The sequence below is a fragment of the Streptomyces geranii genome, assembly GCF_002954775.1.
Taxonomy (GTDB): Bacteria; Actinomycetota; Actinomycetes; order Streptomycetales; family Streptomycetaceae; genus Streptomyces; species Streptomyces geranii.
This window is the reverse complement of the sequence record NZ_KZ672952.1, coordinates 522035-548700: the sequence shown is the minus strand read 5'-3', so window position 1 is coordinate 548700 and position 26666 is coordinate 522035. Positions and strand designations below refer to the sequence as shown.

General features: G+C 70.9%; 25 protein-coding genes. 14 read left to right on the top strand and 11 right to left on the bottom strand.

What is annotated here, in order from left to right:
• Positions 1-95: 95 nt before the first annotated feature.
• The 3 genes from CW359_RS02170 to modA are packed head-to-tail and all read right to left on the bottom strand — an operon-like array spanning position 96 to position 2853.
• On the bottom strand, positions 96-1172 hold the full coding sequence (locus CW359_RS02170) for an ABC transporter ATP-binding protein (RefSeq protein WP_105967940.1): 1077 nt from the start codon (positions 1170-1172) through the stop codon (positions 96-98).
• Complete coding sequence (gene modB, locus CW359_RS02165; protein ID WP_105967939.1) at positions 1169-2035, bottom strand: molybdate ABC transporter permease subunit; 867 nt, start codon at positions 2033-2035, stop codon at positions 1169-1171. The genes CW359_RS02170 and modB overlap by 4 nt, the downstream gene beginning before the upstream one ends.
• Complete coding sequence (gene modA / locus CW359_RS02160; protein ID WP_105967938.1) at positions 2032-2853, bottom strand: molybdate ABC transporter substrate-binding protein; 822 nt, start codon at positions 2851-2853, stop codon at positions 2032-2034. The genes modB and modA overlap by 4 nt, the downstream gene beginning before the upstream one ends.
• Before the next feature lie 201 nt (positions 2854-3054).
• On the opposite strand from modA, the gene CW359_RS02155 reads away from it, so the two are divergent.
• Positions 3055-3537, top strand: coding sequence for a molybdopterin-dependent oxidoreductase (locus tag CW359_RS02155; protein WP_105967937.1), 483 nt, complete (start codon positions 3055-3057; stop codon positions 3535-3537).
• Positions 3538-3555: 18 nt separating this feature from the next.
• Here CW359_RS02155 and CW359_RS02150 read toward each other — a convergent pair whose 3' ends face one another.
• Positions 3556-3849 (bottom strand): TetR/AcrR family transcriptional regulator, encoded by a 294-nt coding sequence (locus CW359_RS02150; protein WP_232838171.1) that lies wholly within the window; start codon positions 3847-3849, stop codon positions 3556-3558.
• 870 nt (positions 3850-4719) lie between these two features.
• Between CW359_RS02150 and CW359_RS02145 the strand changes: the two genes are divergently transcribed.
• From CW359_RS02145 to CW359_RS02135, 3 genes are all read left to right on the top strand, one after another.
• Positions 4720-6948: an MMPL family transporter gene (locus CW359_RS02145; protein WP_105967936.1), complete on the top strand. Its 2229-nt coding sequence runs from the start codon at positions 4720-4722 to the stop codon at positions 6946-6948.
• Between the two features lie 97 nt (positions 6949-7045).
• Positions 7046-8275 (top strand): sensor histidine kinase, encoded by a 1230-nt coding sequence (locus CW359_RS02140; RefSeq protein ID WP_105967935.1) that lies wholly within the window; start codon positions 7046-7048, stop codon positions 8273-8275.
• Entirely contained in the window at positions 8272-8955 is a 684-nt protein-coding gene (locus CW359_RS02135) for a response regulator transcription factor (RefSeq protein ID WP_105967934.1), read from the top strand. The genes CW359_RS02140 and CW359_RS02135 overlap by 4 nt, the downstream gene beginning before the upstream one ends.
• Before the next feature lie 28 nt (positions 8956-8983).
• On the opposite strand, the gene CW359_RS02130 is transcribed toward CW359_RS02135, so the two are convergent.
• Entirely contained in the window at positions 8984-9817 is an 834-nt protein-coding gene (locus CW359_RS02130; RefSeq protein ID WP_105967933.1) for an SAM-dependent methyltransferase, read from the bottom strand.
• A gap of 137 nt (positions 9818-9954) precedes the next feature.
• Positions 9955-13473: an Ig domain-containing protein gene (locus CW359_RS02125; protein WP_157968465.1), complete on the bottom strand. Its 3519-nt coding sequence runs from the start codon at positions 13471-13473 to the stop codon at positions 9955-9957.
• A gap of 214 nt (positions 13474-13687) precedes the next feature.
• On the opposite strand from CW359_RS02125, the gene CW359_RS02120 reads away from it, so the two are divergent.
• Both CW359_RS02120 and CW359_RS02115 read left to right on the top strand, forming a co-directional pair.
• Positions 13688-14035, top strand: coding sequence for a PadR family transcriptional regulator (locus tag CW359_RS02120; protein WP_232838170.1), 348 nt, complete (start codon positions 13688-13690; stop codon positions 14033-14035).
• On the top strand, positions 14032-14880 hold the full coding sequence (locus CW359_RS02115; protein WP_105967930.1) for an HD domain-containing protein: 849 nt from the start codon (positions 14032-14034) through the stop codon (positions 14878-14880). Before CW359_RS02120 ends, CW359_RS02115 begins: the two co-directional genes overlap by 4 nt.
• 18 nt (positions 14881-14898) lie before the next feature.
• On the opposite strand, the gene CW359_RS02110 is transcribed toward CW359_RS02115, so the two are convergent.
• The 3 genes from CW359_RS02110 to CW359_RS02100 form a co-directional block, all read right to left on the bottom strand.
• A complete protein-coding gene (locus tag CW359_RS02110; protein ID WP_105967929.1) occupies positions 14899-15582 on the bottom strand; it encodes a hypothetical protein in 684 nt (227 codons plus the stop codon).
• 78 nt (positions 15583-15660) lie between these two features.
• The gene (locus CW359_RS02105) at positions 15661-16284 is read right to left on the bottom strand and encodes a TetR/AcrR family transcriptional regulator (RefSeq protein ID WP_105967928.1); all 624 of its coding nucleotides are present in this window, start codon (positions 16282-16284) and stop codon (positions 15661-15663) included.
• A 139-nt stretch (positions 16285-16423) separates the two neighbouring features.
• Positions 16424-17008, bottom strand: a complete 585-nt coding sequence (locus CW359_RS02100; protein WP_232838169.1) for a TetR/AcrR family transcriptional regulator — start codon at positions 17006-17008, stop codon at positions 16424-16426.
• Positions 17009-17259: 251 nt separating this feature from the next.
• Here CW359_RS02100 and CW359_RS02095 point away from each other — a divergent pair, with 251 nt between their 5' ends.
• The 7 genes from CW359_RS02095 to CW359_RS02065 all read left to right on the top strand — a co-directional run bounded on the left by CW359_RS02095 (position 17260) and on the right by CW359_RS02065 (position 24025).
• Positions 17260-18096 (top strand): mycofactocin-coupled SDR family oxidoreductase, encoded by an 837-nt coding sequence (locus CW359_RS02095; RefSeq protein WP_105967926.1) that lies wholly within the window; start codon positions 17260-17262, stop codon positions 18094-18096.
• Between the two features lie 25 nt (positions 18097-18121).
• Positions 18122-19318: a cytochrome P450 gene (locus CW359_RS02090; RefSeq protein WP_105967925.1), complete on the top strand. Its 1197-nt coding sequence runs from the start codon at positions 18122-18124 to the stop codon at positions 19316-19318.
• Entirely contained in the window at positions 19315-19566 is a 252-nt protein-coding gene (locus tag CW359_RS02085; protein WP_105967924.1) for a ferredoxin, read from the top strand. The genes CW359_RS02090 and CW359_RS02085 overlap by 4 nt, the downstream gene beginning before the upstream one ends.
• Positions 19563-20363, top strand: a complete 801-nt coding sequence (locus tag CW359_RS02080) for an SDR family oxidoreductase (protein ID WP_105967923.1) — start codon at positions 19563-19565, stop codon at positions 20361-20363. The genes CW359_RS02085 and CW359_RS02080 overlap by 4 nt, the downstream gene beginning before the upstream one ends.
• Positions 20360-21139 carry an SDR family oxidoreductase gene (locus CW359_RS02075; protein WP_105967922.1) on the top strand — a complete coding sequence of 260 codons (780 nt, stop codon included), beginning with the start codon at positions 20360-20362 and terminating at the stop codon, positions 21137-21139. The genes CW359_RS02080 and CW359_RS02075 overlap by 4 nt, the downstream gene beginning before the upstream one ends.
• Positions 21140-21709: 570 nt before the next feature.
• Positions 21710-23200: an aldehyde dehydrogenase family protein gene (locus tag CW359_RS02070; RefSeq protein WP_105967921.1), complete on the top strand. Its 1491-nt coding sequence runs from the start codon at positions 21710-21712 to the stop codon at positions 23198-23200.
• Between the two features lie 54 nt (positions 23201-23254).
• The gene (locus CW359_RS02065) at positions 23255-24025 is read left to right on the top strand and encodes a carboxymuconolactone decarboxylase family protein (protein WP_105967920.1); all 771 of its coding nucleotides are present in this window, start codon (positions 23255-23257) and stop codon (positions 24023-24025) included.
• A 23-nt stretch (positions 24026-24048) separates the two neighbouring features.
• On the opposite strand, the gene CW359_RS02060 is transcribed toward CW359_RS02065, so the two are convergent.
• On the bottom strand, positions 24049-24486 hold the full coding sequence (locus tag CW359_RS02060) for an Rrf2 family transcriptional regulator (protein ID WP_105967919.1): 438 nt from the start codon (positions 24484-24486) through the stop codon (positions 24049-24051).
• 98 nt (positions 24487-24584) lie between these two features.
• Here CW359_RS02060 and CW359_RS02055 point away from each other — a divergent pair, with 98 nt between their 5' ends.
• A complete protein-coding gene (locus CW359_RS02055) occupies positions 24585-25229 on the top strand; it encodes an NAD(P)-dependent oxidoreductase (RefSeq protein WP_105967918.1) in 645 nt (214 codons plus the stop codon).
• A 30-nt stretch (positions 25230-25259) separates the two neighbouring features.
• On the opposite strand, the gene CW359_RS02050 is transcribed toward CW359_RS02055, so the two are convergent.
• Positions 25260-26624, bottom strand: coding sequence for a pyridoxal phosphate-dependent decarboxylase family protein (locus tag CW359_RS02050; protein WP_105967917.1), 1365 nt, complete (start codon positions 26622-26624; stop codon positions 25260-25262).
• Positions 26625-26666 lie beyond the last annotated feature (42 nt).

The window sequence follows — 26666 nt, the reverse complement described above, 5'->3', positions numbered from 1 at the left end:
CCCAACTCGCCCACAGGCGCCACCGGGAGCATCACCGTACGGCGGCGGGGGCCGAGGTCGCGGAGGTCGCCTCGTCCAGGGCCCGGGATCGCCGCTCAGACCGGGTACGCGTGTGTCTGCGCCGCCTTTACCGCCGCCCAGATCTCCGCCCCGGGGTGCAGCCCGAGTTCGGCCGCGGCGACCGTCGTCAGGTCGGCGGCCAGGGGGAGTTCGCCGGTGAGGTCGGCGCGGATCTGGTCGCCGTGGGTCTCCAGGCCCGCGACCTCGCAGCGCCAGAGGTTGCGGGCGCTGGCGCCGGTCGGGCGGTCGCGGTAGAGGGTGACCGCGCTCGGCGGGAACGCCACGAACGCCGGGCCGGACAGGGTCTCCGTGGTGGTGATGGCGGGGCCCGTGTCAAGGCGGACGGTATGGCCGTTGGCCTCGCCCCGGTAGAGGTTCAGGCCGACCAGCTGGGCGATGTAGTCCGTGCGGGGGTGCCTGGCGATGTCGGACGGGGTGCCCTCCTGGACGACCCGGCCGTCCTCGACCACGACCAGCCGGTCGGCCAGCACCATCGCGTCCAGCGGGTCGTGCGTGACCAGTACGGCGACGGCCTCGAACTCGGCCAGATGGCGCCGGAGTTGGGCGCGGACCTCCAGGCGGGTGCGGGCGTCCAGGGCGGCCAGCGGCTCGTCGAGCAGCAGCAGGCGCGGGCTGGTGGCCAGGGCGCGGGCGAGGGCGACGCGCTGGGCCTGGCCGCCGGACAGCTTGCGCGGCTTGGCGCCGGCATGGTCGGTGAGGCCCAGGCGGTCCAGCCACTCGGCGGCCTGCGCACGTGCCTCCGCCTTGGACGCGCCCTGGCAGCGCGGCCCGAACGCCACGTTGTCCAGGGCGGTGAGGTGCGGGAAGAGCAGATAGTCCTGGAAGACGACGCCGACCGGGCGGGACTCCGGCGGCGTACGCTCCAACGCCGTGCCGTCCAGGCGGAGATGGCCCTCGGTGAGCTGTGACAGACCGGCCAGGGCGCGCAGGGCGGTCGTCTTCCCGGCGCCGTTCGGGCCGAGCAGCGCGACGACCTCGCCGGGCGCCACGCTCAGCGCCACGTCGAGCCGGAACGCACCGCGCTCGACGACGAGACGGGCGTCGAGCCCTTCCGGGACGGTGTCGGCGGGAGCCTTGTGCATGTCGGTCATCCTGCGGTCATCCAACGGTCGCGCAGGCCCGCCAGCACCGCGACGGACACGGCCAGCAGGACCAGACTGAGGGCGATGGCGGCCTCCGGGTCGCTCTGCAGGGCCAGATAGACCGCCAGGGGCATCGTCTGCGTACGGCCGGGAAAGTTGCCGGCGAAGGTGATCGTCGCCCCGAACTCGCCCAGCGCCCGCGCCCAGGCAAGCACCGCACCGGCCGCGATCCCCGGCGCGATCAGCGGCAGCGTGACCCGGCGGAACGCGGTGAAGCGGGAGGCGCCGAGCGTGGCCGCCGCCTCCTCGAAGCGGGGGTCGGCGGCGCGCAGGGTGCCCTCGACGCTGATGACCAGGAAGGGCATCGCGACGAACGCCTCCGCGACCACGACGCCCGCCGTGGTGAACGGCAGCGTGATCCCGAACCAGGAGTCCAGCGAGCGCCCGACGATGCCGTTGCGGCCGAGCGCCATCAGCAGCGCCACACCGCCGACCACCGGCGGCAGCACGAGGGGGAGAGTGACCAGGGCTCGTACGAGGCCGCGCCCGGGGAACTCGACCCGGGCCAGCAGCCAGGCCAGCGGCACACCGATGACCAGGCTCACCGCTGTCGCGGCGGTCGCGCAGACCAGGGACAGCTGGAGCGCCTGCCACACCTCGGCGCTGGTCAGCAGCGTGGGCAGACTGCGCCAGGGGGCCCGTACGAGCAGTGCGATCAGCGGTACGACGAGGAACGCGACGCCGATCAGCGCGGGGACCAGCAGCGGCAGGGGAGCCCCTCGGCCGCCGCCACCTGTCCGGACGCGCCGACGCCGCGGGCCACCCCGGAGGGTGTCGGCCGCGGCGCCGGACCTGTCGGTCGGGCGGGTCACGGCTTGAGGAACCCGGCCTCGGTCAGGACCTGCTGGCCCGCCGCGGACTGCACCAGGGCGATGAACGCCTTGGCGGCCTCGGTGTTCTGGGCGTCCTTGAGCTGGACGATCGGGTACTCGTTGATGGCATTGGCCGATTCGGGGAAGTCCACGCCCTCCACCTTGTCACCCGCGGCGTGCACATCGGTCTTGTAGACGACGGCCGCGTCGGCCTCCTTCAGCTCCACCTTCGTCAGGGCGGACTTGACGTCCTGCTCGTAGGAGACCGGGGTGAGCTTCAGCTTGCCGGCGTCCAGGGCCTTCTGCGCGGCGGCACCGCACGGCACCTCCTTGTCGCACAGCACGACCTTCAGACCGGACTTGGTGAGATCCTTCAACGAGGCGATCTTGTCGGGGTTGCCCGGCAGGGTCGCGATCTCCAGCTGGTTGCGGACGAAGGTGGCCGGGGTGCCGGTGGCGTCGCCCGCGTCCGTGACGATCTTCATCGTCTTGGGGCTGGCCGAGGCGAACACGTCCGCCGGGGCACCGCCGGTGATGCTCGCGGCGAGGGAGTCGCTGCCGCCGAAGCTGAACGTCACCTTCGTACCGGGGTGTTCCTTCTCGAACTGCTCGCCCAGCGTCGTGAAGCTCTCCTTCAGCGACGCGGCGGCGAACACCGTCACCGTGCCGGACAGCTTGTCCGACGCCGAGGCCGAGGAGTCCGATTTCGCCGAGGAGGAGTCGTCCGACGACGAACAGGCACTCAGCGCGAGCAGCACGGTGGCCCCCAGGGCGGCCACCTGCATCGGTCGGCGGGTCCGGCGCGCGGTACGGGTCATCTCGGGTCCACTCCCTCTGGTCCTCACGGACACATTCACCTGCGGTTACGACTGCTGGTCCAGGCGCTGATGATACTGCCGCAGATGCGAGGGAAATGTCTCCTGTGCCTTCGCATGAGCCAGAACTGTGATCTACAAACCTGGCATGTGCGTTTGCACGGGATGCCGGTCCGGGTACGGTCATCCGGGAGGTGGTAGCCCGTGGGTCAGTCTCTCGCAGCCGCCGGTACGGCCGCCGTTCCCATGGCCTCGCTCACCCTCGCCGGCGACCTGGCCAAGCCGTCCCGGCTGACCGTGTCCGATCTGCTGGCCTGGCCCCAGCACCGGGCCGACGTCAGCTTCGAGTGCGCGACCAGCGGCACCCAGCACCACCGCTTCACCGGCCCCCTGCTGCACGACGTCCTGTCGGCGGCCCGCCCCGGCTTCGACCCGGCCCGCCGCAAGGACCGGCTGCGCTTCCTGATCGCCGTGACCGGCACGGACGGCCACCACGCCCTGCTGTCCTGGGCCGAGATCGACCCCGACTTCGGCCGTGCGCCCGTACTCCTGGCCACGACCATCGACGCCACCCCGCTGGACCGCGCCGGCCCCCAGCTCGTCCTCCCACAGGACCGCTGCGGCGCCCGGCACATCAGTGGCATCAACACGATCCGCGTGGACGGCGGTTACACCTCGTGGACCTGACGGCCTACGAGGAACCGCTCACCCGGTGATCCCGAGGACGTGCGACACCCAGCAGTAGCGCGACACCGCCTCCAGCCGCTGCATACCGCGTGTCGTCTGTGCCGCGCTGAAGTCCCGCAGTTCGGAGCCGACTTGGGCGCGGAAGGCGTGCAGGACGTCCTCGACGGAGGAGATGTGCCGGTAGGCCGTGGCGGTCGACACCTCGGCGCGCCTGGCGATCTCGGCCAGGCTTACCGGCGTCGGCGAGTTCTTGAACAACTTGGCGGCGGCCTTGATGAGTTGCCTGCGATTGCGCTGGGTGTCACCGCGCATGGGTCGAATCCCCGTTTTCTCCATGGAGACAGCCTTCACTGCAGAGCCCGACGGGTGTCCTTCTCGCGGAACTCTTCGCGACGAACCTGGGCCGGTTCCTCGACGGGGACGCGCTGCTCAACCGGGTCGACACCGTCGAGTTCCACTGACCGGCGACGACTCGACGCGGAGACGGCCAACACTCTCGGCCCCCGGCACTCCTTCCGCGAGGAGCGCCGGGGCCGAGGTGCGGTGCGGCGGGTCGGCTATACGCTTGGCCGCCGCACGGTCACGTCGACCATGCCGTCGTCGGCCTCACAGACTGGTTCTGGTTCTGGTTCTGGTTCTTGTTCTGGATCGGGTGGAGTGAGCTGTGGGGATCTTCCTTCTGTTGTTCTGGGGCGGCAGCGCCTGCTTCTCGGCCCGGCGTGCCCGGAAGCTGTGGACGGACCCGGAGTACTACCGGCGCGTCGTGGACCAGCGGGTGTTCCGCTTCAAGGACGACGTGAACCGCGGGCTGGGCCCCCTCGCCGTCGGCGGACTGGCGATGACGGTGGCGCTGCTGCTGGTCCTCGTCTTCGTGATCGGCCTTGCTCTCCAGCTCACCGTCGCCTGGTTCAACAGCCCGCGCTGGTGCGTGCCCCCTACCTCCGGGAGGAGACGGGAGCCTGGAAGGAACGCCATCCGCACACAGCGGACTGACACGACGTCAGAGACGGTCTCCCGGTCATACCCCCGAAGTGTTCCGCCCTCCTCCTCAAGGAGGACGGACCCCCACCCCCTCGTGCGGCGGCACCAAACCGGAGTGCCAGCACGGGCACGATGTCCCGGCCCACCCCCGCGAGCCAGTCTGGTGATCCACCCGAACCCAGACCTGGAGATCTCTTTCTCGTGGCTACCTTCCTCTACCGGTTGGGCCGGACCGCCTTCCGGCGGCGCTGGCTCGTGGCGCTGCTGTGGGCCCTGCTGCTCGGTGTCGTCGGACTCGGCGCGGTCAAGGCGCCCGCCGGCTCCGACGACGGCACGTCCTTCATGCCGGGCATCGAGGCGCAGAAGGCGTTCGACCTGATCGGAGAGCGTTTCCCCGGCACCGACGCCAACGGCGCGAGCGCGAGGATCGTGTTCGTCGCCCCCGACGGCGAGAAGGTCACCGCGTCCGGCAACCGCGCCGCCATCGGCGCCCTGGTGACCGAGGCGGCCGACGAACCGCAGGTCGCGAACGCGGTGAGCCCCTTCACGGCGGGCGCGGTGAGCAAGGACGGCTCCACCGCCTACGCCACGGTGAACTACAAGGTCGCCGCCGCCGACCTCACCGACACCGCCAAGGCCGCGCTGGAGAAATCCGTCGACAAGGTCCGCGACTCGGGCCTCACGGTCGAGGTCGGCGGCAACGCCCTGTCGGAGCAGCCCGAGGCGGGCGGCTCCGCCGAGGCCATCGGCATCGTGCTGGCCGCCGTCGTCCTCCTGATCACCTTCGGCTCCCTCGCCGCCGCGGGACTGCCCCTGCTGACCGCCCTCATCGGCATCGGCGTCAGTATGGCCTCCATCATGGCCCTGGGCAGCGTCTTCGGCCTCTCGCTCACCACGGGCACGCTCGCCACCATGCTCGGACTCGCGGTCGGCATCGACTACGCCCTGTTCGTGGTCTCCCGCTACCGGGAGGAACGCGCAGGCGGGCACGCCCCGCGCGAGGCGACCGGCCTCGCCGTCGGCACGGCCGGGTCCGCCGTCGTCTTCGCCGGACTCACCGTCGTCATCGCGCTGGCCGGACTGTCGGTGGTGGGCGTACCCATGCTGACCAAGATGGGCCTGTGCGCGGCGGGCGCCGTGGTCGTCGCCGTCCTGGTCGCCCTCACCCTCGTCCCCGCCCTGCTCGGCATGTGGCCGGACGCCGTACTCTCCCGGGCCACTCGCAATCGCGGCCCCATGGCAGCTCCGTCCACCGGGGCCAAGGCCAACGGCGGCACCCGCTGGGCGCGGTTCGTTCTGCGCCGCCCGTGGACCGTGCTGATCGTGTCCGTCGTGGGCCTCGGTGTGCTGGCGGTGCCCGCCGCGAGCCTGGAGATGGGCATGCCGGGCGCCGAGTCCAAGCCGGTCTCCTCCACCGAGCGCCGCGCCTACGACGCCCTCGCGGACGGCTTCGGCGCGGGCTTCAACGGCCCCCTGACGATCGTGGTCGACGCCACGGGCGCGTCCGACCCCAAGGCGGCCGTGAGCGGGATCGCCAAGGAGATCGGCGCGACGAAGGGTGTCGTTTCCGTGTCCCCCGCGCGGTTCAACCCGGCCGGTGACACCGCCCTCTTCTCCGCCGTCCCGACCGCGGGACCGAACACCGAGGCCACCAAGAACCTCGTCAAGACCATCCGCTCCGAGCGCTCCGGCCTGGAACGCGAGACGGGCGCGACCTTCGAGGTCACCGGCAGCACCGCGATGAACATCGACATCGCGCAGGCCCTCCAGAACGCCCTGGTGCCGTACCTGGCCGTCATCATCATCCTGGCCCTGCTCCTGCTGCTGATCGTCTTCCGCTCCGTCCTCGTGCCCGTCAAGGCCGCGTTCGGCTTCCTGCTGTCGGTGCTGGCCGCCCTCGGCGCGGTCGTGGCGGTCTTCCAGTGGGGCTGGGGCGCCGGACTGCTGGGGGTGGAGCAGGCCGGTCCGATCATGAGCCTGATGCCGATCTTCCTCGTGGGCATCGTCTTCGGCCTCGCGATGGACTACGAGGTGTTCCTGGTCGCCCGGATGCGCGAGGCGTACGTCCATGGCGACCGGGCCCCGGACGCGGTCGTCACCGGGTTCCGGCACAGCGCGCGGGTCGTGGTCGCCGCCGCCGTGATCATGATCGCGGTGTTCTCCGGCTTCATCGGCTCCGGCGAGGCCATGGTCAAGACCATCGGCTTCGGCCTCGCCGTAGCGGTCCTCTTCGACGCCTTCGTCGTACGGATGGCCCTCGTCCCCGCCGTGCTCGCCCTGCTCGGCGACAAGGCCTGGTGGCTGCCCGGCTGGCTCGACCGCGTCCTGCCCCGCGTCGACGTCGAGGGCTCCGGACTCACCGCCCGCCCGGCAGACGGCACCGGACCGGCGGACAGCGAGCCCGCACCCCAGGAACCCGCCCGGCTCTGACACGACCCCGGCACGGGCGGGCCGCGGCACCGGACAGCACGGTGCCGCGGCCCGGCCGCGCCCGAGTACCCTGCCTCTGGAACCGTCTCGGAGCGTGATGAGCACAAACTGGCAGCGCAGAGCGGCGACCCGCCCGCGAGCCGTCGAAGCCGTGACACTCGTCCTGCTGTTCGCCGCGACCGTCTTCGGCGTCGTCTTCACCCGCGCCGTCCTGAACGAGACACCGCTCCTGTGGCCCGCCGTGGCCCTGTCCGCCCTCGCCTGCGCCGCCCTGTACCGGCGCCGCGACCACCCCGTCCAGGTTCTCGCCGTCACCCTGCTGTGCACCATGGGCCTGGGCACGATGGGCTACCTGCTGACACCCGGCCTGATGGGCCCGCTCCTGGTCGCGCTGTACTCCACGAGCGTGCGCACCTCCCGCCGTACCACCTGGAACAGCGCGCTGACTGCCGCCGCAGGCATGATCGTCGCCGGACTGTTCCTCCCATCCTTCCCCAACTCCCTGATCCTCGCCCTCGTCAACCCGGCAGCCTGGACGCTGCTGTCGGCGGTCTTCGGCAGCTACGTCCGGGTACGCCGTGAGTACGCCGTGGCCCGCACCGAGCACGCCGCGCGTGAACGTGAGGAGGAGGCACGGCACCGGGTGATCCAGGAGCGGATGCGCATCGCGCGGGAACTGCACGACGTGGTCGCCCACCATCTGACCCTCGCCGACGCCCAGGCAGCCACCGCCGCCCACATCGCCCGTACCGACCCCGACAAGGCCTTCGAGATCGTCGCCAGGCTGCCCGAGTCCACGGCCGCGGCCCTGCGCGAACTCAAGGCCACCGTCGGCCTGCTCCACCAGGACACCGACCCCGCCGACGAACTGCACCCCGCCCCCGGCCTCGGACAGCTGCCCGACCTGATCGACGCCTGCTCGGCGGCCGGCCTGGAGGTGACGGTCACCACCGAAGGTCGGCCGCACCCGCTCACCCCGGTGCTCGACCTCACGGCCTACCGGATCCTCCAGGAGGCCCTCACCAACGTCACCAAGCACGCCACCACCCGCACGGCACGGGTCGCGCTGTCCTACAGCCGTCGTCGACTGACCCTGACGGTCACCAACGACACCCCGTCCGACCGGCCCACGCCCGCCCGTAGCTCAAGCGGCGGCTTCGGACTGCTCAGCATGCGCGAACGCGCGGCGGCGGTGGGCGGCACCTTCCACGCGGGCCGCCGAGCCCAGGGCGCCTTCGAGGTCACCTGCGTGCTGCCGCTCACCGGCATCGAGGGCGGCCATGACGACAGCCACGACGACAGCAACGACGAAGGCCTCGCCCCATGACCATCCGCGTCCTGCTCGCCGACGACCAGGCCCTGCTCCGGGCCACCTTCCGCATCCTCATCGACTCGGCCGCCGACCTGACCGTCGTGGCGGAGGCCGCCGACGGTCAGGAAGCCGTCGACCTCACCGCGACGCACCGCCCCGACGTGGTCATCATGGACATCCGGATGCCGAACCTCGACGGAGTCGCCGCCACGGCGGCCATCTGCGCCCGCCCCGAACTCGCGGCCACCCACATCCTGATCCTCACCACCTTCGAGAACGACGCGAACGTCGCCAAGGCGCTGCGCGCCGGCGCGGGCGGCTTCCTCGGCAAGGGCGTCAGCCCCGACACCCTGCTGGCCGGCATCCGCACGGTCGCGGCGGGCGACGCCCTCCTCTCACCCACCGCCACCCGCGCCCTGGTCACCCGCTTCCTGACCACCCCGGACACCGACCACTTCGTCGCCCTCCCCGACGCGGTCAGGACGCTGACCGAACGCGAACGCGAGGTCATGGCCCTGGCCGCGTACGGCAAGTCCAACGCCGAGATCGCCGAGCAACTGGTCCTGAGCCCGCTCACCGTACGCAGCCACATCCAGCGGGCGATGACCAAGCTGGACGCCCGGGACCGCGCCCAACTGGTCGTCGTCGCCTACCAGAGCGGCCTGGTCAAACCGCACACACGCCCCGGCGACTGACCGTCGCCGCACATCAGGTCGGGTCAGGTCAGGGCTTGCGGGCGAGCCCGCCGTGTTCGCCGATGACCCGGGGCTCGGGACCGGTGCCGTCGGGCCGCCAGAGCGGGACGGAGACGACCCCGGGATCGAGCAGCTCCAGACCGTCGAAGTAGGCGGTGATCTCCTCGACGGTCCGCAGGTTGTAGGGGACGGCCCCGCTCTCGTTGTACGCGTTCTGCGCCCGCTCGAAGACGGGATCGATCCCCGCCGAACCGTCGTTGACGGACAGATAACTCCCCGACGGCAGCGCCCCCATCAGCTCGGCGACGATCGAACGGGCCCGCTCGTGCGTGGCGACATGCCCGAGGATGTTGCTGAGGATCAGCGCGGTCGGCCGGGCCAGGTCGAGCGTCCGCGCGGCGGCTTCGAGAATACGGCCGGTGTCCTGGGCGTCGGCCTCGATGTACGCGGTCGCTCCCTCCGGCGTCGACCGGAGCAGGGCGCGGGCGTGGGCGAGGACCAGCGGGTCGTTGTCGACATGCACGATCCGGGTCTCGGGCGCGAGGCGCTGGGCGACCTGATGGGTGTTGTCGGCGGACGGCAGACCGGTCCCGACGTCCAGGAACTGCCGGATGCCCGCCTCGGCGACCAGATAGGTGACATTGCGGGCCAGAAAGGCCCGGCTGCCACGGGCGATGGTGACGATGCCGGGGAAGACGTCCGTGTAGGCGTCACCGGCGGCTCTGTCGACGGGATGGTTGTCCTTCCCGCCCAGCCAGTAGTTCCAGATGCGCGCCGAGTGTGGCACCGAGGTGTCGATCGTCTCGAACGTGTCGATCCGCTGGAGTTCCGCTGGTTCGGGCGTGGCGGCCTGCTCACTCATGGGTGACGTTCCGTCTCTCGACAGGGCGGGGCCAGGGCGGCGGCTGCCATGGCCGGGGCAAGGATGGTCCGACGCCAACCTATGCCCCAACACCCTTTGTGGGTACGGCAGTTAAGTCGATCCCTGTCCCGGCTGCGTCAACTCGCCCCGGGCGCCGTGTACGTACCGAAGAACCGCAGTTCGGCGACGTTGATGATGTTCGTGTTGGCCAGCCTGATGTACCGGTACGGCACCGGGGAACCGGCGCCGTCGGCGCGCGCGAGGTTCTGCCACTGGAGGGTCGCCTGGGCCTTGCCGGTGATGGCCGTCCAGGTGACGAGGTCGTCGGAGCCGAGGAGTTGGAGCCCGCCGGAGCGACCGGTGCCGTACGAGTCCTGCCGCACCAGCAGATCGGCGCGGTCGAGGGCGAGCGAGCCGCCCGCGCGGAAGTCCCAGACGATGTAGTACTGGCCGTTCACCGCCCGGGTGTCGGTGTACGTGGTGGTCCTCGCGTCGAAGAGCAGCGCGGTGGCGGCGGCCTTGGCGGACTCGGACGTGCCGGTGAGACTCACCAGATCCGCCTTCGCCATCACGCCGTTGACGATGTTCTCCTCGTTGGAGAGGTAGAGATACGAGTCGTCGGTGGTGGCGTGGACGGTCGAGCCCGCGGTGCCTGCCGTGGTCGTGTAGTCGGCGCTGAAGCGCAGGGTGCGGCCGGAGTCGATGTCGTCGGGCAGGACGGCCCGTGCGCGGAAGGTGGTGTCGCCGTCGGCCGTGACCTCCGCCGCCCGCCCCTCGACGGTCACCGTCACGCCGGTGACGGCCTCCTTCGCGGTGAGCGTGAGGGTGACGGTGTCGCCGCCCACGGCACGCCCCGGGAGCGCGTTGGACGAGGTGAGGGTCGCCGACGAGATCTTGTTGACGGCCTCGTGGCGGTCGCCGTGGATGCGCAGTTCGCTGAAGGAGGAGATGCCCGGGTAGGCCGGGTCGGTGGGGACGCCCGGGTGGTCGACCTGGACCTTGAGGAACCGGTAGCGCTCGCCCCGCAGTTGCTCGAAGACGTCGATGGTCTCGATGGCGAAGTCCTCGTCCGAGGTGTCGGTCGTCTCGCTGACGGTGAGCTTCGTCCAGGTCGCCCTGTCGTCGGAGCCGTAGACGTTGGCGCCCTGCGAGCGGTTGGCGAAGTTGTAGCGGGCCCGGAGGCCGAACGCGGTCGCGGAGAAGCGGTAGTCGACGCCGAAGTCGAGCACGAACGGCGCGCGCAGATCGCCGCTGGTGGTGTTGAAGTCGCCGTCGGTCATGTTGGCGACGGCCGCGGTGGTGAGGGTGGGGGAGGCGACGAGGGCCGGATAGGCGAGGCTGGTGTCGTCGGCGAGGCGCGGGGAGAGGAGCTGGAGCTTCGTCACCGCCGTCTGCAGGGTCACCAGGTTGGCGAGGAACGTCTCGTCGTCCGCCGTGTCGATGGAGGCCTTCACCGAGTCGGCGACGGGCTGGAAGACAGCGAGCGAGGCCGTGGTGTAGGTGGCGGTGATGTCGTAGGCGTCCAGGGCGAGTTGATAGGCGGAAGCACGGTCGGCGGCCACCGGGAGGGTCACGTCGAGGACGGTGTCGACAGTGCCGTCCGTGGCGACGACATGGAAGGTGTGCGTGCCGGTCTGGGACGCGCCCGGGGTCCAAGTAAGCGTGCCGGAGACCGAGTTGAGACTCGCGCCGGCCGGGAGCCCCTCGGCCGCGTAGCTGACGGTGTCCGAGGCGTTCGGGTCGACGGCCGCCAGGGACCGGGTCAGCGGTACGTCCTTGAGCCCGATGACCGTGGTCGCCGCGCCCTGCGGGAACAACGGCGGTGAAAGCTGGCTGACGGCAAGCAGGTTGACGTGATCGAGGTCGACCCGCCCAGCCGGCCGTCCCTTGATCCGGTAGTAAGCGATGTAGTTGCCGACGACGCTCGCCGGGACGACGGACGCCTGGAGGTTGTAGGTGAGATACCGCCACTGCCCGTGCGTGTTGGGCACGGTGAGCGTGTAGTACGGAGCGCTGGTGCGGTCCCGGCTGATCTCCAGGGTCGCGGAGGCGGTCGTACGCAGACGCACCCCGACCGGGTAGTACTTCGAGGTGTCGCCGTACATCAGCTGCCGGATCGCGACGACGCTCCCCTTCTTCGAGGGCCGCACCCGCACGAACCGCAGCTCGTCCTCGGCCACCACCTTCGAACGGCCGTCCAGCAGGATGCTCTTGGTCGCGAACGGCACGTTCGGGCCGCTGAGCCGGGGTGGATTCCGACCGGCGACGGCGCGGGGGAGGGAGAGCCAGTACTCGGGGTTGGGCTGGATACCGCCCCAGAAGTTCGCGAGCGAGGCGCCGTAGTAGTAGGTCGGACCCTCGGCGTGGCGGAGCATCTCGACCAGCCCCGGTGCCTCTTTGCGGAGGTTGACGGGCTCGTCGTAGGTGTAGACGTGATGCAGCTCGTCCAAGGCGTTGAACAGGCGTCCGCGATAGGCCTCGGAGACCTTGGCCGGGCCGCCGGTGGTGTCGATCCAGGGGATGTCGTGCCCCAGCATGTAGCGGTAGAAGGCGTCGGCACCGGCCAGCAGACGGTTGTCGAGGAAGCGGTACGGGCTGACCGCGCCCCGGGCCGTCGAGACCGTGCCCTTGACCGGGTCGACCCGCGTGCCCTGCACGGTGAGGATGCGGGCCAGCCCCGTGGCGGCGTAGACGTCGTCCTCCGCGTGCGCCTGGTCGCGGCCCATCTCCTGATGCTGGACGAAGGAGTAGCCGTACGGGTTGAGCGGGTCCCGCCGGTCGATCCTCGGGTAGAGCGAGGCGATGGCGCCGTTCTGCTCGGGCCGCGTGGTCGTGGAGTTGACGGTGAACCACTCGACGCCCTCGCGGTAGCGCGCGAGGTTGTCGGTGAAGATGTACGCGGCCAGGGCGCCGACCAGCGGATAAAGATGCTGGTTGTAGTAGTAGGTGTTCTTGTGCAGGAACGTCTCCGTCAGCGGGACGACGAGATTGGCCGTCAGGTTCGCGGTGTCGGAGTCGTGCCAGGCGATGTCGTAGTCGCCGTACCCGGCGTCGAAGTCGGTGGCCCGGAAGATCTCCGCCGCCGCGAGCAACCGGTAGAGCGGCACGCCGGAATGGATCTGGGCGTCGGCGTAGTACGCGTACTTGTCCGGGGCCATGTGGCTCCAGATCCGGATGATCCGCATACCGTTTGCGCGGTAGACCGGATCGCCGGTGACGAAATACAGGATCGCCTGGGTGAGCACGCCCCAGGAGTCCTCGATGAGCTTCGACTCCGTCCCCTGCGAGGCGAAGACATCGGTACCCGGCCGGTCCAGGACGCTGCCCAGGTTCTTCGACGTGAGCGTCGTGGAGGCGTACGACGTCTGCCGCATCGCGGAGTAGTAACTCGCCCAGGGCTCGAGCCCGGCGAGCACCTGGGCGCGGGCGAGCCGGAGATTGCCGGCCGAGACACCGATACCGGGGTGGACGAAGCCGCCGGCACTCCGCCAGGTCCGCAGCACGGGCAGCCCGTCCTCGGCCGACACCGCCGCGGCGACGGCCCGCCCCGCGGCCACGGCGGGCAGCCCGAGCGCGGCGGCGCCCACGGCTGCGGCGCCGAGGACGGTACGACGGGAGGGGGAGAGGAAGGGGGTTGGGGGGTGTCGGTCAGACATGCTGCGGCTCCGGGAAGTGAGTGATAGAAAACGATTGCTATGAAGCTAGGGGAGGGTTTGACGGCTCATCAAGGGGTCTGCACAAGGGAATCGGACGGATGGCGTAGCTGATTCGGTAAACGATTACCGGTTGCCCGCCCGGTTGCCTGGTTGCCCGGTCGCCGAGCCGTCGGACATCTAGGCAGCCCATATATGGGCTATATAGAGTACGAGTATGGGTACACCGCGTATGACCCTGCAGACCCAACTGGTCCTGCGGGCCTTGCTGGAGGACCCCGCCGAGCAGCGGTACGGCCTGGAGCTGTGTGAGTTGGCGGGGCTGCCGTCGGGCACGATCTATCCGATCCTCGCCCGGTTGGAACAGATCGGCTGGGTGGACAGCACCTGGGAGGACCCGGCCGTTCACGAGACGGCGGGTCGGCCGCGTCGCCGCTTCTACCGGATCACGCAGGACGGCGCGGCACAGGCCCGCGACGCCCTGGCCCGTGCCTACCGGTCGCGGAGGCAACCCCTGCCCGGCTGGGCCGCCGTCGACCCGGCAACCGGGGGAGGCCCGTCATGAAGGCCCGCCGATGGCCGGGACCGCGCCGCGTCGGACGGGCGGACACACTCCTGTCCCTCGACGGCCTGCTCGACACGGTCCGCGCCCACCACCCCGACGCCGACACCACCACAGTCGAACTCGCCTACGCCGAGGCCGCCTTCTGGCACGAAGGCCAGACGCGGCGCAGCGGCGACCCCTTCATCACGCACTGCCTGGCCGTGGCCGCGATCGTCGCCGATCTCCGTATGCCCCCGCCCGTGGTGTGCGCGGCGCTGCTCCACGACGTGGACGACACGGCCTGCCCGCCGCGCCGGATCGCCGGCCAATTCGGCGACGAGGTGGCCGACTTGATCGCGGCCGTCCGGGCCACCGTGGTCTCCGCCTACTCGCGGGCCGACCAGGGCACGGTACTCGCGTCCGACGCCACCGGCCCGTCTCCGTCCCCGTCCTGGGAGACGGCCGTGCTGGCCGTCAGGCTCGCCGATCGGCTGCACAACCTGCGCACGATCGCGTTCGTGGCCCCGGCCAGGCGGCTCCTCATCGCCCGGGAGACCTTGGACGTCTTCGCACCCGTGGCCTCCGCCGCGGGACTTGAGCCGGTCGGCCGTGAACTGCGGGGCTTGGCCTCGGCGGTGCTGCGACCGGCGCCGTCCTCCTACGCCGTCACGGGCCGACTCCTGGACGCCCTCACGCTGCTGCTGCCCGCGCGGCGACGAGCGCGCTGGCGGGAGGAGTGGAGCGCAGACCTCGCCGCCCTCACGACCCGCCGAGCCCGTGTCCTCTTCACGCTCCGCGTCCTGCTCGGCGTGCCACGACTCGCCCTGTTGTTGCGCCGCCGGGCCGGCCGGCGAGAACGATGGTGACTGGCGGGTGGGTGCTGCTCACTCGGTCGCCTTCTCCGCCGACACGGTACGTGTCCCGCGTATGCCGGAACGCAGGACGGGCAGGCCCGCGCGCAAGGCCTCGCCGATCTTCTGCTCGTCGGCCCGGTCGTCGCCGTCGAGCAGTTCGGGCAGCACGATGTCGTCCAGCTCGTCCGTGGTGAAGTCGACCTGGCAGGTGGTGCGGTACCGGTCGCCGACGACCAGGGCCTCCGGTTGCCGGGCGAAGTCCAGGCAGAAGTACAGGGTGCTGATCACGGCCTGGGCGCGCACCAGTCCCTTGACCGTCAGAGAGCCGCCGTCGTCGCCGTGGTGCCCCTGCACGCTCCCGGTGGCGGTGAGGTCGCCGCGGAACACGACGTCCGGGCAGCCCGAAAGCAGCACATTGCGGACCCGCACATCGCCCGTGACCAGCAGGAAGTTGCCCCCGGCGGAGTCCCACCACTCGATGTCCCCGTCGACGGTCAGATCACCGTCCACGATCACGTTGCACGGCGACCAGTCGCCGTCGCCGGCCCGCTCCAGATTCCCGGCGACGTGCAGACCACCCTCGTACAGGCGGATCTCCTGCTCGTCCGCGAACTCCTCGTACGGATACTGGAGATCGGAGCCGGCGGCGAAACGCGACTCCGCCTCGGCGACGGTGATGAGGCGGTAACCCGCCGGTGAGGTCGCACTGTTCATGGCACGGGAGGCTACCGCCGCCCACTGACACCGCCCTGCGGTGATCCGACGGGCGTCAGCCTCTCACTCCTTGGCCTCTCACTCCTCGGGGTCTGACTCCTCGGCGTCGCCCTGGTCGGTGAGCAGGCGGACGAAGTCGGTGACCGGGCCGACGATGTCGAGGTCCTGGTCCAGCACCCACTGCAACTGGAGCCCGGTGAGCACGGCGTGGAAGAGGACCGCCGCGTTCTCCGGGCGGATGTCCGCGCGCAGTCCGCTGCTCGCGGCCTCGGCGCGGAGGCCGTCGGCGAACTGGACGCGTCCGCGTTCGTAGCGCTCGACGAAGTAGGTGTGGGCGGGATGATCCGCCCGTGAGGCCGCGGCGGCCAACTCGATCCACAGGCGCATCAGTTCGGGCGCCCGCTGGTGGTGGCGGATGAGGTCGCCGAGGTAGGGGGCGAGCTGGGCGAAGCCGTCCACCGCTTCCAGGCCCTGCTGCCATTCCTCCGCGTCACGCTGGGCGAGCACCTCGGCGAGGATCTCGTCCTTGTTGCGGAAGTGATGCAGGAGGCCGGCGTGCGTGATGCCGGCCCGCTCCGCGATGTCACGCAGGGACGCCTTGGCATAGCCCTTCTCGGCGAAGCTGTCGCGTGCCGCCCGGACGATCTCCGCCTTGCGGGCGGGTGTCTTGGCGTACGGTCCACGCGTTTTGGCCTGGCCCACAGTGCGTTCACTCTCCTCGACGAAGCTGGTCCGGGACTTTCTGGGACTGTCCGGGTTGGTGTGGAGCTATCAGAGCTTGCCTGGAACGGTGTCGCACGGCAGTTCAGTAATCAAAACTTACCATGCGGTTGATATTTATTCACTCGCCGCCCTCGTAGCGCTGGAGGAGTCGCTCCACGAACTCGCGGGCCTCCGCGTGCCGGGTCGTCATGCCCATCGCGTTCTCCATCATCAGGATCCGGCCGAGGGCGTTGGTCAGCATGAGCAGTACGGCCGGGGTGAGTTCGGCGGGCAGTTCCACGCCCGTCTCGGTGAGGCGGCGGGTGAGCGCCTCCAGCTGGGTCTCGCGGTAGCGCTCGGCGCGGGCGGCGAGTTCGGCGCCGATCGCCTTGCGGTGATTGGCCAGCGCGGTGAACTCCGTGGTCAGCGCGTTGCCAGGGTGGACGGTGAGCTGCCACAGGGCGTGCAGCGGCTGCGGGCCGTCCAGCAGCCGGACGACCCGGTCCAACTCCTCGTCGCCGCGCCGCCGCAGCACCGCGAGGAACAGATCGTCGAGCGTTCGGAAGTAGTACAGGACCAGCGCCGGGGCGACCTCCGCCTCGCGGGCCACCCGGCGGATCCCGACGGAGGCGTACCCCTCGTCGAGCATCAGCCGCTCGGCGACGTCGAGCAGTACCTGGCGCGTCTTGGAGTTCTCGGTGCCCATACGGCGAGGTGCGGTCATGCCGCTCATTGTCCTTGACGGCCCCGTGGGGCGCTGTTAAACAGGTGTTCAGCACTCGTGTTAAACACTCGTTCAGCATGCGGGTGGACGGCGGGCCGGGTCGGCGATGTCGATCGCGTCCCTCGCCGCTGTCGTGCCCCCAGCGCCGTTGCGCCGTCCCCCTCTCATCACCGTCACCCCTCATCACCGTCACCACGCTCCACCGCATCCCGCTCGCTCCTCTCACCCCTGTTCAGGAAACGAGGTCACTCATGCCCGGACGAGTCGAGGGCAAGGTCGCTTTCATCACCGGCGCCGCGCGCGGCCAGGGCCGCAGTCATGCCGTACGGCTGGCCGAGGAGGGCGCCGACATCATCGCCGTCGACGTGTGCAGGCAGCTCGACGGCGTCACCTTCCCCATGTCCACGCCCGAGGACCTCGCGGAGACGGTCGACCAGGTGGAGAAACTGGGGCGGCGCATCCATGCCGTACAGGCCGACGTCCGCGACCACGACGCGCTCAAGTCCGCGGTGGACGACGGCGTCGCCGAGTTCGGGCGGCTGGACATCGTGGTCGCCAACGCGGGCCTGGGCAGCGACGGCGCCACGCTCGACGCCATGGACGAGAAGACCTGGCGCGACATGATCGACGTCAACCTGACCGGCGTATGGCTGTCCACCAAGGTCTCCACCCCGCACATCGTCGCGGGCGGGCAGGGCGGCTCGGTCATCCTGACCAGCTCCGTCGGTGGCCTCAAGGGGTACGCCAACATCGGCCACTACATCGCCGCCAAGCACGGCGTGGTCGGCCTGATGCGCACGCTGGCGGGGGAGTTGGGGCAGCACCGCATCCGCGTCAACAGCCTGCACCCCACCCAGGTCAACACACCGATGGTGATGCACGAGGGCACCTACCGGATGTTCCGCCCCGACCTGGAGAACCCCACCGCCGACGACTTCGCCGCCGTCTCGCAGGGCATGCACGTGCTCCCCACGCCCTGGGTCGAGGCCGTGGACATCAGCAACGCCGTGCTCTTCCTCGCCTCCGACGAGGCCCGCTTCATCACCGGCGCGACCCTGCCGATCGATGCAGGGGCTCTGCTCAAGTGAACGTCACGTCAAGGGAGTTGAGGCAGTGACCACCGCAGACACCCTCTCCTGGGACCCCTACGACCCCGCCCTGGCCCGCGACCCCTACCCCCTCTACGCCCGACTGCGCGAGGAAGCACCCCTCTACTACAACGACCAGCACGACTTCTACGCCGTCAGCCGTCACGCCGACGTCCAGCGCGGCCTCGCCGACTGGCAGACCTTCTCCTCCGCGCGCGGCGACATCCTGGAGATCGTCCAGGCCGACATCCAACTCCCGCCAGGCACCCTCATCTTCGAGGACCCGCCGGTCCACGACATCCACCGCCGGCTGCTCGCCAAGCTGTTCACACCTCGCCGGCTCGCCGCTCTGGAGCCGCGCGTACGGGCTTTCTGCCGACGCGCGTTGGAGCCGGTGACCGGCGCCGACCGCTTCGACCTCGTCGAGGCCGTGGGCGCCGAGCTGCCGATGCGGGTGATCGGGATGCTGCTGGGCATCCCGGAGGCCGACCAGCCCGCGATCCGTGACCGCACCGACGAGACGCTGAACACCGTGGACGGCGGCAAGATCAATGAGGAGGACATCCTCAGCACGGACGCCTTCCGCGACTACATCGAGTGGCGCAAGAAGCATCCCTCCGACGATCTCATGACCGAGCTGATGACCGCTGAGTTCGAGGACGAGAAGGGCGTCCGGCGCACGCTCACCGACGAGGAGGTTCTCACCTACTGCTCGGTGGTCGCCGGTGCGGGAAACGAGACGACGGGCCGGCTCATCGGCTGGTTCGGCGCGCTGATGGCCCGATACCCGCAAGCGCGCCGGGAGTTGGCCGCCGACCTGTCGCTCGTCCCCAACGCGATCGAGGAGGTACTGCGCTTCGAGCCGACCGGCCCCTTCACGGCCCGCCATGTCACCAAGGACGTGGAGCTGTACGGCCGTACGGTGCCGGCGGGCAGCGCCATCCTCTTCATCCAGGCCGCCGCCAACCGCGACCCCCGGCGCTTCGACGACCCGGACCGCTTCGACATCCACCGGGTCACCCAGCATCTGAGCTTCGGCGTCGGCGCCCACTACTGCCTGGGCGCGGCACTTGCCCGGCTGGAGGGCCGGGTGGCGGCGGAGGAGATCCTCCAGCGGTTCCCCGGCTGGGACGTGGACTGGGAGCACGCGGAACTCGCGCAGACCTCGACCGTCCGGGGCTGGAAGACGCTGCCGCTGGTCGTCGAGGGAGCCCGAGGATGAGCGACCGGTGGAGTGTCGCCGTCGACACCCGGCTGTGTGTCCGCACGGGACTGTGCGCGGCCTCCGCGCCCGAGCGGTTCGAACTCGACGAGCGCGGGCAGGGACGCGCGAGGTCGGCCACGCTGCCCGCGTCGGAGGACGTGCTGGAGGTGGCCGAGTCCTGCCCGATCGAGGCCATCGCCATCACGGACGCCGACACCGGCGAGCGGGTCTTCCCGCCCGAACTCCCGCAGGCGGCCCCGCGATGAGCATCGAACCGCGCGACGCCGTCGCCGTGATCACCGGCGCGGGCAGCGGCATCGGCCGAGCCGCAGCCCACGCCTTCGCCCGGCGCGCGGTACGCGTCGTCGTCACCGACCTGGTCGACGAACGGGCGTCCGCCGTCGCGGACGAACTCGGTGACCGGGCGGTGCCCGCGACGTGCGACGTCACGAGCCTCGACGACCTGGAAGCCGTACGGAAACTGGCCCTCGACCACTTCGGCCGCATCGACCTCGTCATGAACAACGTCGGCATCCTGGCCGTCGGACCGGCCGAGGAGATCCCCCTGGAGGCGTGGCAACGCGTCGTCGACGTCAACCTGTTGGGCATCGTCCGCAGCAACCTCGTATTCCTGCCGGTCCTGTTGGCGCAGGGCTCGGGGCATGTGGTCAACACCGCCTCCACGGCAGGCCTGTTGCCCTACGGCTACGACCGGCTGCCGTACACCGCGACCAAACACGCCGTCGTCGGCCTGTCCGAGGCCCTCGCCCTGTACCTGCGCCCACGCGGCATCGGCGTCTCCTGCCTCTGCCCGGCCGGAGTCGCCACCAACATCGTCGAGCAGATCGCCTTCTACGGGCAGCCCGCGCCACCGCGAGGGCCCCAATTCCCGGTCCTGGACGCCGAGTCGGTCGGCGAACTCGTCGCGGACGGCGTCGCCGAGAACCGCTTCCTCATCCTCACCGCACCGGAGGCAGCCGAGGAACTGCGCGAACACGGCGCCGACATCGACGCCTACCTGGCCCGCCGCACACAGGCCCCCGAGGGAGGGAACGCCCCATGAGCAGCAGCACGATCGACCGGCTCCGCCTGGACGGCAGGGTCGCCGTCGTCACCGGCGGCGCCGGAGCCATCGGCCGCGTCTACGGCCGCGCGCTGGCCGAGGCCGGAGCCGCCGTCGTCCTCGCCGACCTCGACGGCGAACGCGCGGAGCAGGCGGCCGAAGCCCTGGCCTCCGACGGCCTGCGCGCGCTCGGCGTACGGGTGGACATCACCGACCGCACCTCCGCCGCCGACCTGGCCGCGAAGACGACCGCCGCCTTCGGGGGCATCGACATCCTGGTGAACAACGCCGCGCTGATGGCGGAGATCCCCCAGGTCGACATCCTGGACCTGCCCACGGAGTGGTTCGACCGTGTGATGCGCGTCAACGTCCTGGGCGCGGTCATCTGCGCGGGCGCAGTGAAGGCCTCCATGACCGAGCGCGGCGGCGGACGCATCATCAACCAGGCCTCCGCAGGCGCCTTCCTGGGCGGCGGCATCTACAGCGTCAGCAAACTCGCCCTGGTCAACATCACCGTCGGCCTGGCCCGCTCCCTGGGCCCGCTCGGCATCAACGTCAACGCCATCGCCCCCGGCCTGGTCGACAACGAACCAGGCCTACGCAGCCTGCCCGCCGACCACCCCGCACGCGCGGCCCTCGCGGCCACGATCCCGGGCAAGAAGTCGGCGCCCGCGGAAGACCTCCTGGGGACCCTGCTGTTGCTCGCCTCCCCGGCGGGGGAGTGGATCAACGGGCAGGTGATCAGTGTCGACGGCGGCTGGGTCACCCGGCTGTGAGGTCCACGGGCGCCGACCGGGGCGTCGCCGTCGTGGACACGCTGCCGGTCAGTGGCGGAGGGGGTGTCGCAGCGAGAGCGCGGGCCGTTAGGCGTGGTTGGCTGGCTCGGTGGCCCACGGGCGGGCGGGAAGCGGACGTCGAGCGGCACCGGCCGCTGCTCGACACCTACGCCGACCCGGTCGTCCACCTGGGCCCGCCGGCCAGGCAGTGGCCAACTCGCGGAACTGCTCGACGACTTCGTGTCACCCGCAGCGGCCACCCTCATCCTTCTCACCCTCGCCGACAGGCTCGGCACGGACAGCACGGTGGCCGCCAAGTGCCTGGCCTCGGCACCGGCGGCAGCCGAGCCGCGTCCGGCTTCGACTCCGACGGCCTGCGCAGGCCCTGCCGCTGCGGCACAAGGACGGCGGCTTGCTGCTCGATGTCGCCGCCACCGCCCGGCCCTTCGGCACCGACCCGCTCGCACCCCCACTGCCGCCACGCACACCCTCTTGCCCCGCCCCGCCCAGTCGGCCGTAGCCAGACGTAGCCGACCGACCCCCTCCGGACCACCCCAAGGCGGCACCCACATGACCCCCTCCTCACCAACCACCCCCCTCTCCCACGACCTCGGCACCACCGGCCCGCTCATAGACGGCAACTGGCTCGACCACACGTCCGCCGGACCACGCGACCACATCAACCCCGCCACCGCCCGCGTAAACGGCACCGTCCTCCTCGCCGGACCGCCGGAGGTCGACGCGGCCGTCGCCGCCGCCAAGAAGGCCTTCCCCGAGTGGCGGGCCCTGTCCCCGGACCGTCGGCGCCGCATCCTCCAGCGGGTGGAGGACCTGATGCTGGAGCGCGTACCGGAACTCGGGCGGCTCAACACGCTCGAACTCGGCGTCCCCTTCGGCACGTCGGCGGCGCTGGCCCAGCTGTCGGCGGGCTGGTTCGGCTACTACGCGGGCTGGGCCGACAAGATCGAGGGCGCGACCGTCCCGCTCAGCCCGCGTCTCGTACCCGGACTCGACTACACGGTCCCGGAGCCGTACGGCGTCATCGGCACCATCCTCACCTGGAACGGTCCGATCATGTCGGTCGGCATGAAGATCGCGCCCGCGCTCGCGGCGGGCAACTGCGTCGTCGTCAAGGCCCCCGACCTGGCCCCCTTCACCGTCGCCAGGTTCGCGCAGATCGCCCTGGAGGCCGGGCTGCCGCCAGGCGTCCTGCACGTTCTGCCGGGCGGCCCCGAGGCCGGTGAGCACCTGGTCCGGCACCCCGACGTCGCGAAGATCTCCTTCACAGGGGGCATCCCGACCGCGAGGAAGATCCTCGACGCGGCCCGCGACACCCTCAAACCGGTGCTGCTCGAACTCGGCGGCAAGACAGCCAACTTGGTCTTCCCAGACGCCGACCTGGACGAGGCCGTCACCGAGACCGTCCGCTCCTGCTTCACCCTCTCCGGCCAGGGCTGCAACCTCACCACCCGCATGCTGGTCCACCGCGACATCTACGACCGCGCGGTCGCCGCCACCGCCGCCGCAGCCACCGCCCTGCGCGTCGGAGACCCCTTCGACCGGGCGACGGCACTCGGCCCGGTCGTCGGCGGGGCGGCCCACGAACGCGTCCTCGGCATCATCGAACGCGCCGCCAAGCACAGCCGGTTGGTCGCGGGCGGCCACGCCACCGACCCCGCCACCCTGCCCCCGGACAACCGCGAGGGCTACTTCATCGACCCCACGGTCCTCGCCGACGTCGACCCGGACAGCGAGGTGGCCCGGCACGAGGTGTTCGGCCCGGTGCTGTCGATCATCCCCTTCGCCGACGAGGACGAGGCGGTCGAACTCGCCAACTCCACGCCGTACGGCCTCGGTACGGCCCTGCAGACCCGCGACGTGTCCCGCGTGCAGCGCCTCGTGCCCCTGCTCCGGTCCGGCACCGTGCTCGTCAACGGCGCCTCGGGCCAGCCGCCGGGCGCCCCCTTCGGCGGCTACAAGCAGAGCGGCTACGGGAGGGAAGGCGGCAAGGAGGGCCTGTACGAGTTCCTGCAGACCAAGAACGTCTTCATCCGCGCGTAGGCACGGCATGCACGGTAGGCACGCGCCCTTCAACTCCCGCCCCAGGAGGCCTCAATGGACGAGACGCCCGCGTCTCGCACCCTGGCAGAGGTACTGCCCGCCCACCGATCACCCACAACATCCACCCCGTTCGGCCGCGCCGCACGCGACTTCCTCTACGGCGAGGTCTGGTCACGCCCCGGCCTGGCCCGCCGCGACCGCCGCTGGGTCACCCTGACGTGTGTGGCCGCCGCCGACTCCCCTCAGCCCATCGAGGACCACGTCCACGCGGCGCTCGCGACCGGCGACATCGACCTCGAAGCCATGCTGGAGTTCGTCCTGCACTTCGCCGTCTACTGCGGCTGGCCCAAGGCGTCCCACCTGGAGGGCGCCATCGCCCGCCAGTGGGACCGGATCCACCGGGAACGCGGCCAACAGACCCCGCCCTGGCCGCAGTTGACCGACGACACCCTCGGCCCTGGAGCATGGGACGAGCGACTCAAGCGTGGCGTCGAGGAGTTCACCGACGTCAACCTGCTGCCCGCACCGCCACCCAACTCCCCGTACCGCCAAGCCGGCATCCTCGGCTTCGTCTTCGGCCACGTCTGGCAGCGCCCCGGCCTGACCCGCAGGGAACGCCGGATCATCACGGTCGCCGGCGTGGCCCTCGACGACTCACCCCTCCCGCTGCGCACCCACGTCACCGCCGCGCTGCACTCCGGGGACCTCACCAAGGAGGAGCTGGACGAGATCGTGCTGCAGTTCGCCGCGTACTACGGCTTCGCGAAGGGAGAAGCCCTCGCGGACGCGGTGGAGACGGCGTGGCAGTCCAGGCCGGACAAGTGACCGACCGCCGACCAGGGAGGGCCTCAGCCCCCGTCGGCCACCATCGCGCCGTCCGCGCGCAGCACGTCGGCGACCGTGCTCTGTGCCAGTTCGGCCAGCAGGGCGCGGCGCGCGCGTCGGTCCAGGGCGAGCAGGCTGTCGTGAACGCGCTGGCCGGCGCCGCAGTCGGGCTTCGGGACGTGCATGCCGAGGACCGGGTCCTCGCCGTTGAGGGCGAGCCACACCGCCGCGAGGTCGATCTGCGCGGCCTCGCGTTCGAGCATCCAGCCACCGCGTGGCCCCGGCTGTGAGCGCACCAGCCCGGCCGCGCGCAGCTGGCCGAGGATGCGCCGGGCGTGCGCGGCGTTGGTCGCGGGGCTGACGGCGAGTGACTGCGAGTCCCGCCATTCGCCGGGCTTGGCGGCCAGCAGGGTGAGCAGATGAACGCCGACCGCGAACTGGGTGTTCGTGGGCTGTGCCATGCCCTCATGGTACGGCCCGTGGCATAAATCGTGCCTGCTGCTGTTACAGTTAGATTCGTAAGCGACGCAGTTACAGAAACATCGAGGGAGCCCCCCCCATGGCGATCATCACCGTCTTCGGCGCCACCGGTTACGCCGGCGGCCACATCACCGACGAGGCCCTGCGGCGCGGCCACGAGGTCATCGCGGTCAACCGCACCGGCTCCGCCGAGGCCCGCCCGGGCGTCACCCCGGTCGCCGGCTCCCTCGACGACGAGGCGCTGGTGCGCGACCTGGCGGCCAAGTCCGACGTCCTGGTCGTCGCGGTCCGCGGCACCGTGGACGGCGAACCGTTCCTGCTCCCGCTCGTCCCCGCCCTCCTCGCCGCCGCTGCCGAGGGCGATGCCCGCATCGGCGTGGTCGGCGGCGCGGGCAGCCTGCACGCGACCGACGGCGGGCCGCGGCTGATCGACTCGCCCGACTTCCCGGAGGCCTACAAGGCCGAGGCCGGTTCGCACGCCCAGGCCCTCGGCGCACTGCGGGACGCGGACACGGCCGCGCACTGGTTCTACGTCAGCCCCGCCGCCGAGTTCGGCGCCTGGGTCCCCGGCGAACGCACCGGCGTCTTCCGTCTCGGCGGTGACGTGCTGCTCTCCGACGCCGACGGCAAGTCCTTCATCTCCGGCGCGGACTATGCCATCGCCTTCGTCGACGAGATAGACGAGCCCGCCCACCGCCAGACCCGCTTCACCGTCGCCTACTGAGGCGGCCGGCACCCGGCAACTCCCGCGAACTCAGCGGGACTTGGCGAGCTGCTCCACCCGTGCGTGCAACCGCTCGACGTGGTGCTCGGACTCCGGCTTCATCAGCACGCTACGGAGAATCCGGGCACCGTCCGCGTCGGCGGTGACCCCGGGAAGGCGTACGGCGAAGGCCTCGCGGTCCGCCCGGAAGGTGCTCAGGAACACCGGGTCGGGGCCGGTCATCCCGTCGGTGAGGATGCGCGCGGACGCGGCGTCGATGCCGGTCAGGGTGGCCGGTCCGGTGGTGGGAAAGTAGCTGACGATGTCCAGTTCAGGCGGCTGGTAGAGCGCCAAGTGCTCTGATGCGTCGATGAGTTCGGCCCAGTTCAGGGCCGCACGCCGGCCTGCCGCGAGGACCTGGCCGAGTCCGTCGGGGGTGGGCGGGAGAAGCTGGAAGGTCAGCCACAGCGCGGCGGCCGAGGCACCGGCGCGTGAGCACTCCAGGCTGATCTCGCCGAGGTGGAGTTCGGCGGAGGTGAAATAGGTGTAGGGCGAGTCGTGGAGGTAGAAGCGGCCCACCTCGGGGTCGCGGAAGAGGACGGCACCGCAGCCGTAGGGCTGGAGGCCGTGCTTGTGCGGGTCCACGACGATCGAGTCGCAGCGCGCGACGGCCCGCCAGGGCTCGGGCGGGAGACCGGCGAGCCCCTCGGCACCGGCGAGCAGGGTGAAGAAGCCGCCGTAGGCCGCGTCGACATGGACGCGGACGCCGTGCCGCTCGGCGATCGGCAGCACCTCGTGGACGGCGTCGATCGCGCCGAGCCCGGTGGTGCCGGTGGTGACGACGACCGTGCCGACCTCACCGGTGCGCAGCACCTCCTCCAGCGCGTCGAGGTCGAGCCGGCCCCGGCTGTCCGTGCGCACCGGGTGACTCTTCATGCCGAGGACATGGCACATGCGGCCGTGCGTGTAGTGGGCGTCCGCGCTGTGGGCGATGCCCCGGCCCGGGTGGAGTTCGCGGGCGACGAACAGGGCTTCGAGGTTGGCGATGGTGCCGCTGGTGGTGAGATGCCCCAGGTGGGTGTCGTACCCGAACATCGTGGCGAGTCGGGCGACGGCCTCGCGTTCCATCGCAGCGGTGGCGGGACCGCCGTCCAGGGCGTGGTTGTTGGGGTTGATCAGCATCGCGGTGACATAGCCGACCACGGCTGCGGGGTGCGGGGGCTTGAGCATCTGGCCCGCGTAACGAGGGTGGAAGAACGGGTAGTTGTCCGTGAGTCGCCCGGTGAACTCCTCGAAGACGGCGGCGAGGCGCTCGTCGTCCACCCGGAGGGCCGGGTGCTGCTCGTAGGGACCGAAGGTGTCGGCCCAGTCCTGTATCGCGTGAGTGGCTCGGCCGAGCCAGTGCTGCAGATCCACTGATCTCCCGCTCCCTCTTGTTCTCGTTCTCGTGCTCGCCGG

What these genes read in the sequence shown, in the direction of transcription:
- CW359_RS02055 (WP_105967918.1), top strand. Translation starts at nt 24,585, where the DNA reads ATGGCGATCATCACCGTCTTCGGCGCCACCGGTTACGCCGGCGGCCAC.
- CW359_RS02060 (WP_105967919.1), bottom strand. Translation starts at nt 24,486, where the DNA reads ATGGCACAGCCCACGAACACCCAGTTCGCGGTCGGCGTTCATCTGCTC.
- CW359_RS02095 (WP_105967926.1), top strand. Translation starts at nt 17,260, where the DNA reads ATGCCCGGACGAGTCGAGGGCAAGGTCGCTTTCATCACCGGCGCCGCG.
- CW359_RS02150 (WP_232838171.1), bottom strand. Translation starts at nt 3,849, where the DNA reads ATGCGCGGTGACACCCAGCGCAATCGCAGGCAACTCATCAAGGCCGCC.
- CW359_RS02085 (WP_105967924.1), top strand. Translation starts at nt 19,315, where the DNA reads ATGAGCGACCGGTGGAGTGTCGCCGTCGACACCCGGCTGTGTGTCCGC.
- CW359_RS02115 (WP_105967930.1), top strand. Translation starts at nt 14,032, where the DNA reads ATGAAGGCCCGCCGATGGCCGGGACCGCGCCGCGTCGGACGGGCGGAC.
- CW359_RS02065 (WP_105967920.1), top strand. Translation starts at nt 23,255, where the DNA reads ATGGACGAGACGCCCGCGTCTCGCACCCTGGCAGAGGTACTGCCCGCC.
- CW359_RS02110 (WP_105967929.1), bottom strand. Translation starts at nt 15,582, where the DNA reads ATGAACAGTGCGACCTCACCGGCGGGTTACCGCCTCATCACCGTCGCC.
- modA (WP_105967938.1), bottom strand. Translation starts at nt 2,853, where the DNA reads ATGACCCGTACCGCGCGCCGGACCCGCCGACCGATGCAGGTGGCCGCC.
- CW359_RS02140 (WP_105967935.1), top strand. Translation starts at nt 7,046, where the DNA reads ATGAGCACAAACTGGCAGCGCAGAGCGGCGACCCGCCCGCGAGCCGTC.
- CW359_RS02075 (WP_105967922.1), top strand. Translation starts at nt 20,360, where the DNA reads ATGAGCAGCAGCACGATCGACCGGCTCCGCCTGGACGGCAGGGTCGCC.
- CW359_RS02125 (WP_157968465.1), bottom strand. Translation starts at nt 13,473, where the DNA reads ATGTCTGACCGACACCCCCCAACCCCCTTCCTCTCCCCCTCCCGTCGT.
- CW359_RS02135 (WP_105967934.1), top strand. Translation starts at nt 8,272, where the DNA reads ATGACCATCCGCGTCCTGCTCGCCGACGACCAGGCCCTGCTCCGGGCC.
- CW359_RS02130 (WP_105967933.1), bottom strand. Translation starts at nt 9,817, where the DNA reads ATGAGTGAGCAGGCCGCCACGCCCGAACCAGCGGAACTCCAGCGGATC.
- CW359_RS02170 (WP_105967940.1), bottom strand. Translation starts at nt 1,172, where the DNA reads ATGACCGACATGCACAAGGCTCCCGCCGACACCGTCCCGGAAGGGCTC.
- CW359_RS02070 (WP_105967921.1), top strand. Translation starts at nt 21,710, where the DNA reads ATGACCCCCTCCTCACCAACCACCCCCCTCTCCCACGACCTCGGCACC.
- CW359_RS02120 (WP_232838170.1), top strand. Translation starts at nt 13,688, where the DNA reads ATGGGTACACCGCGTATGACCCTGCAGACCCAACTGGTCCTGCGGGCC.
- CW359_RS02080 (WP_105967923.1), top strand. Translation starts at nt 19,563, where the DNA reads ATGAGCATCGAACCGCGCGACGCCGTCGCCGTGATCACCGGCGCGGGC.
- CW359_RS02100 (WP_232838169.1), bottom strand. Translation starts at nt 17,008, where the DNA reads ATGACCGCACCTCGCCGTATGGGCACCGAGAACTCCAAGACGCGCCAG.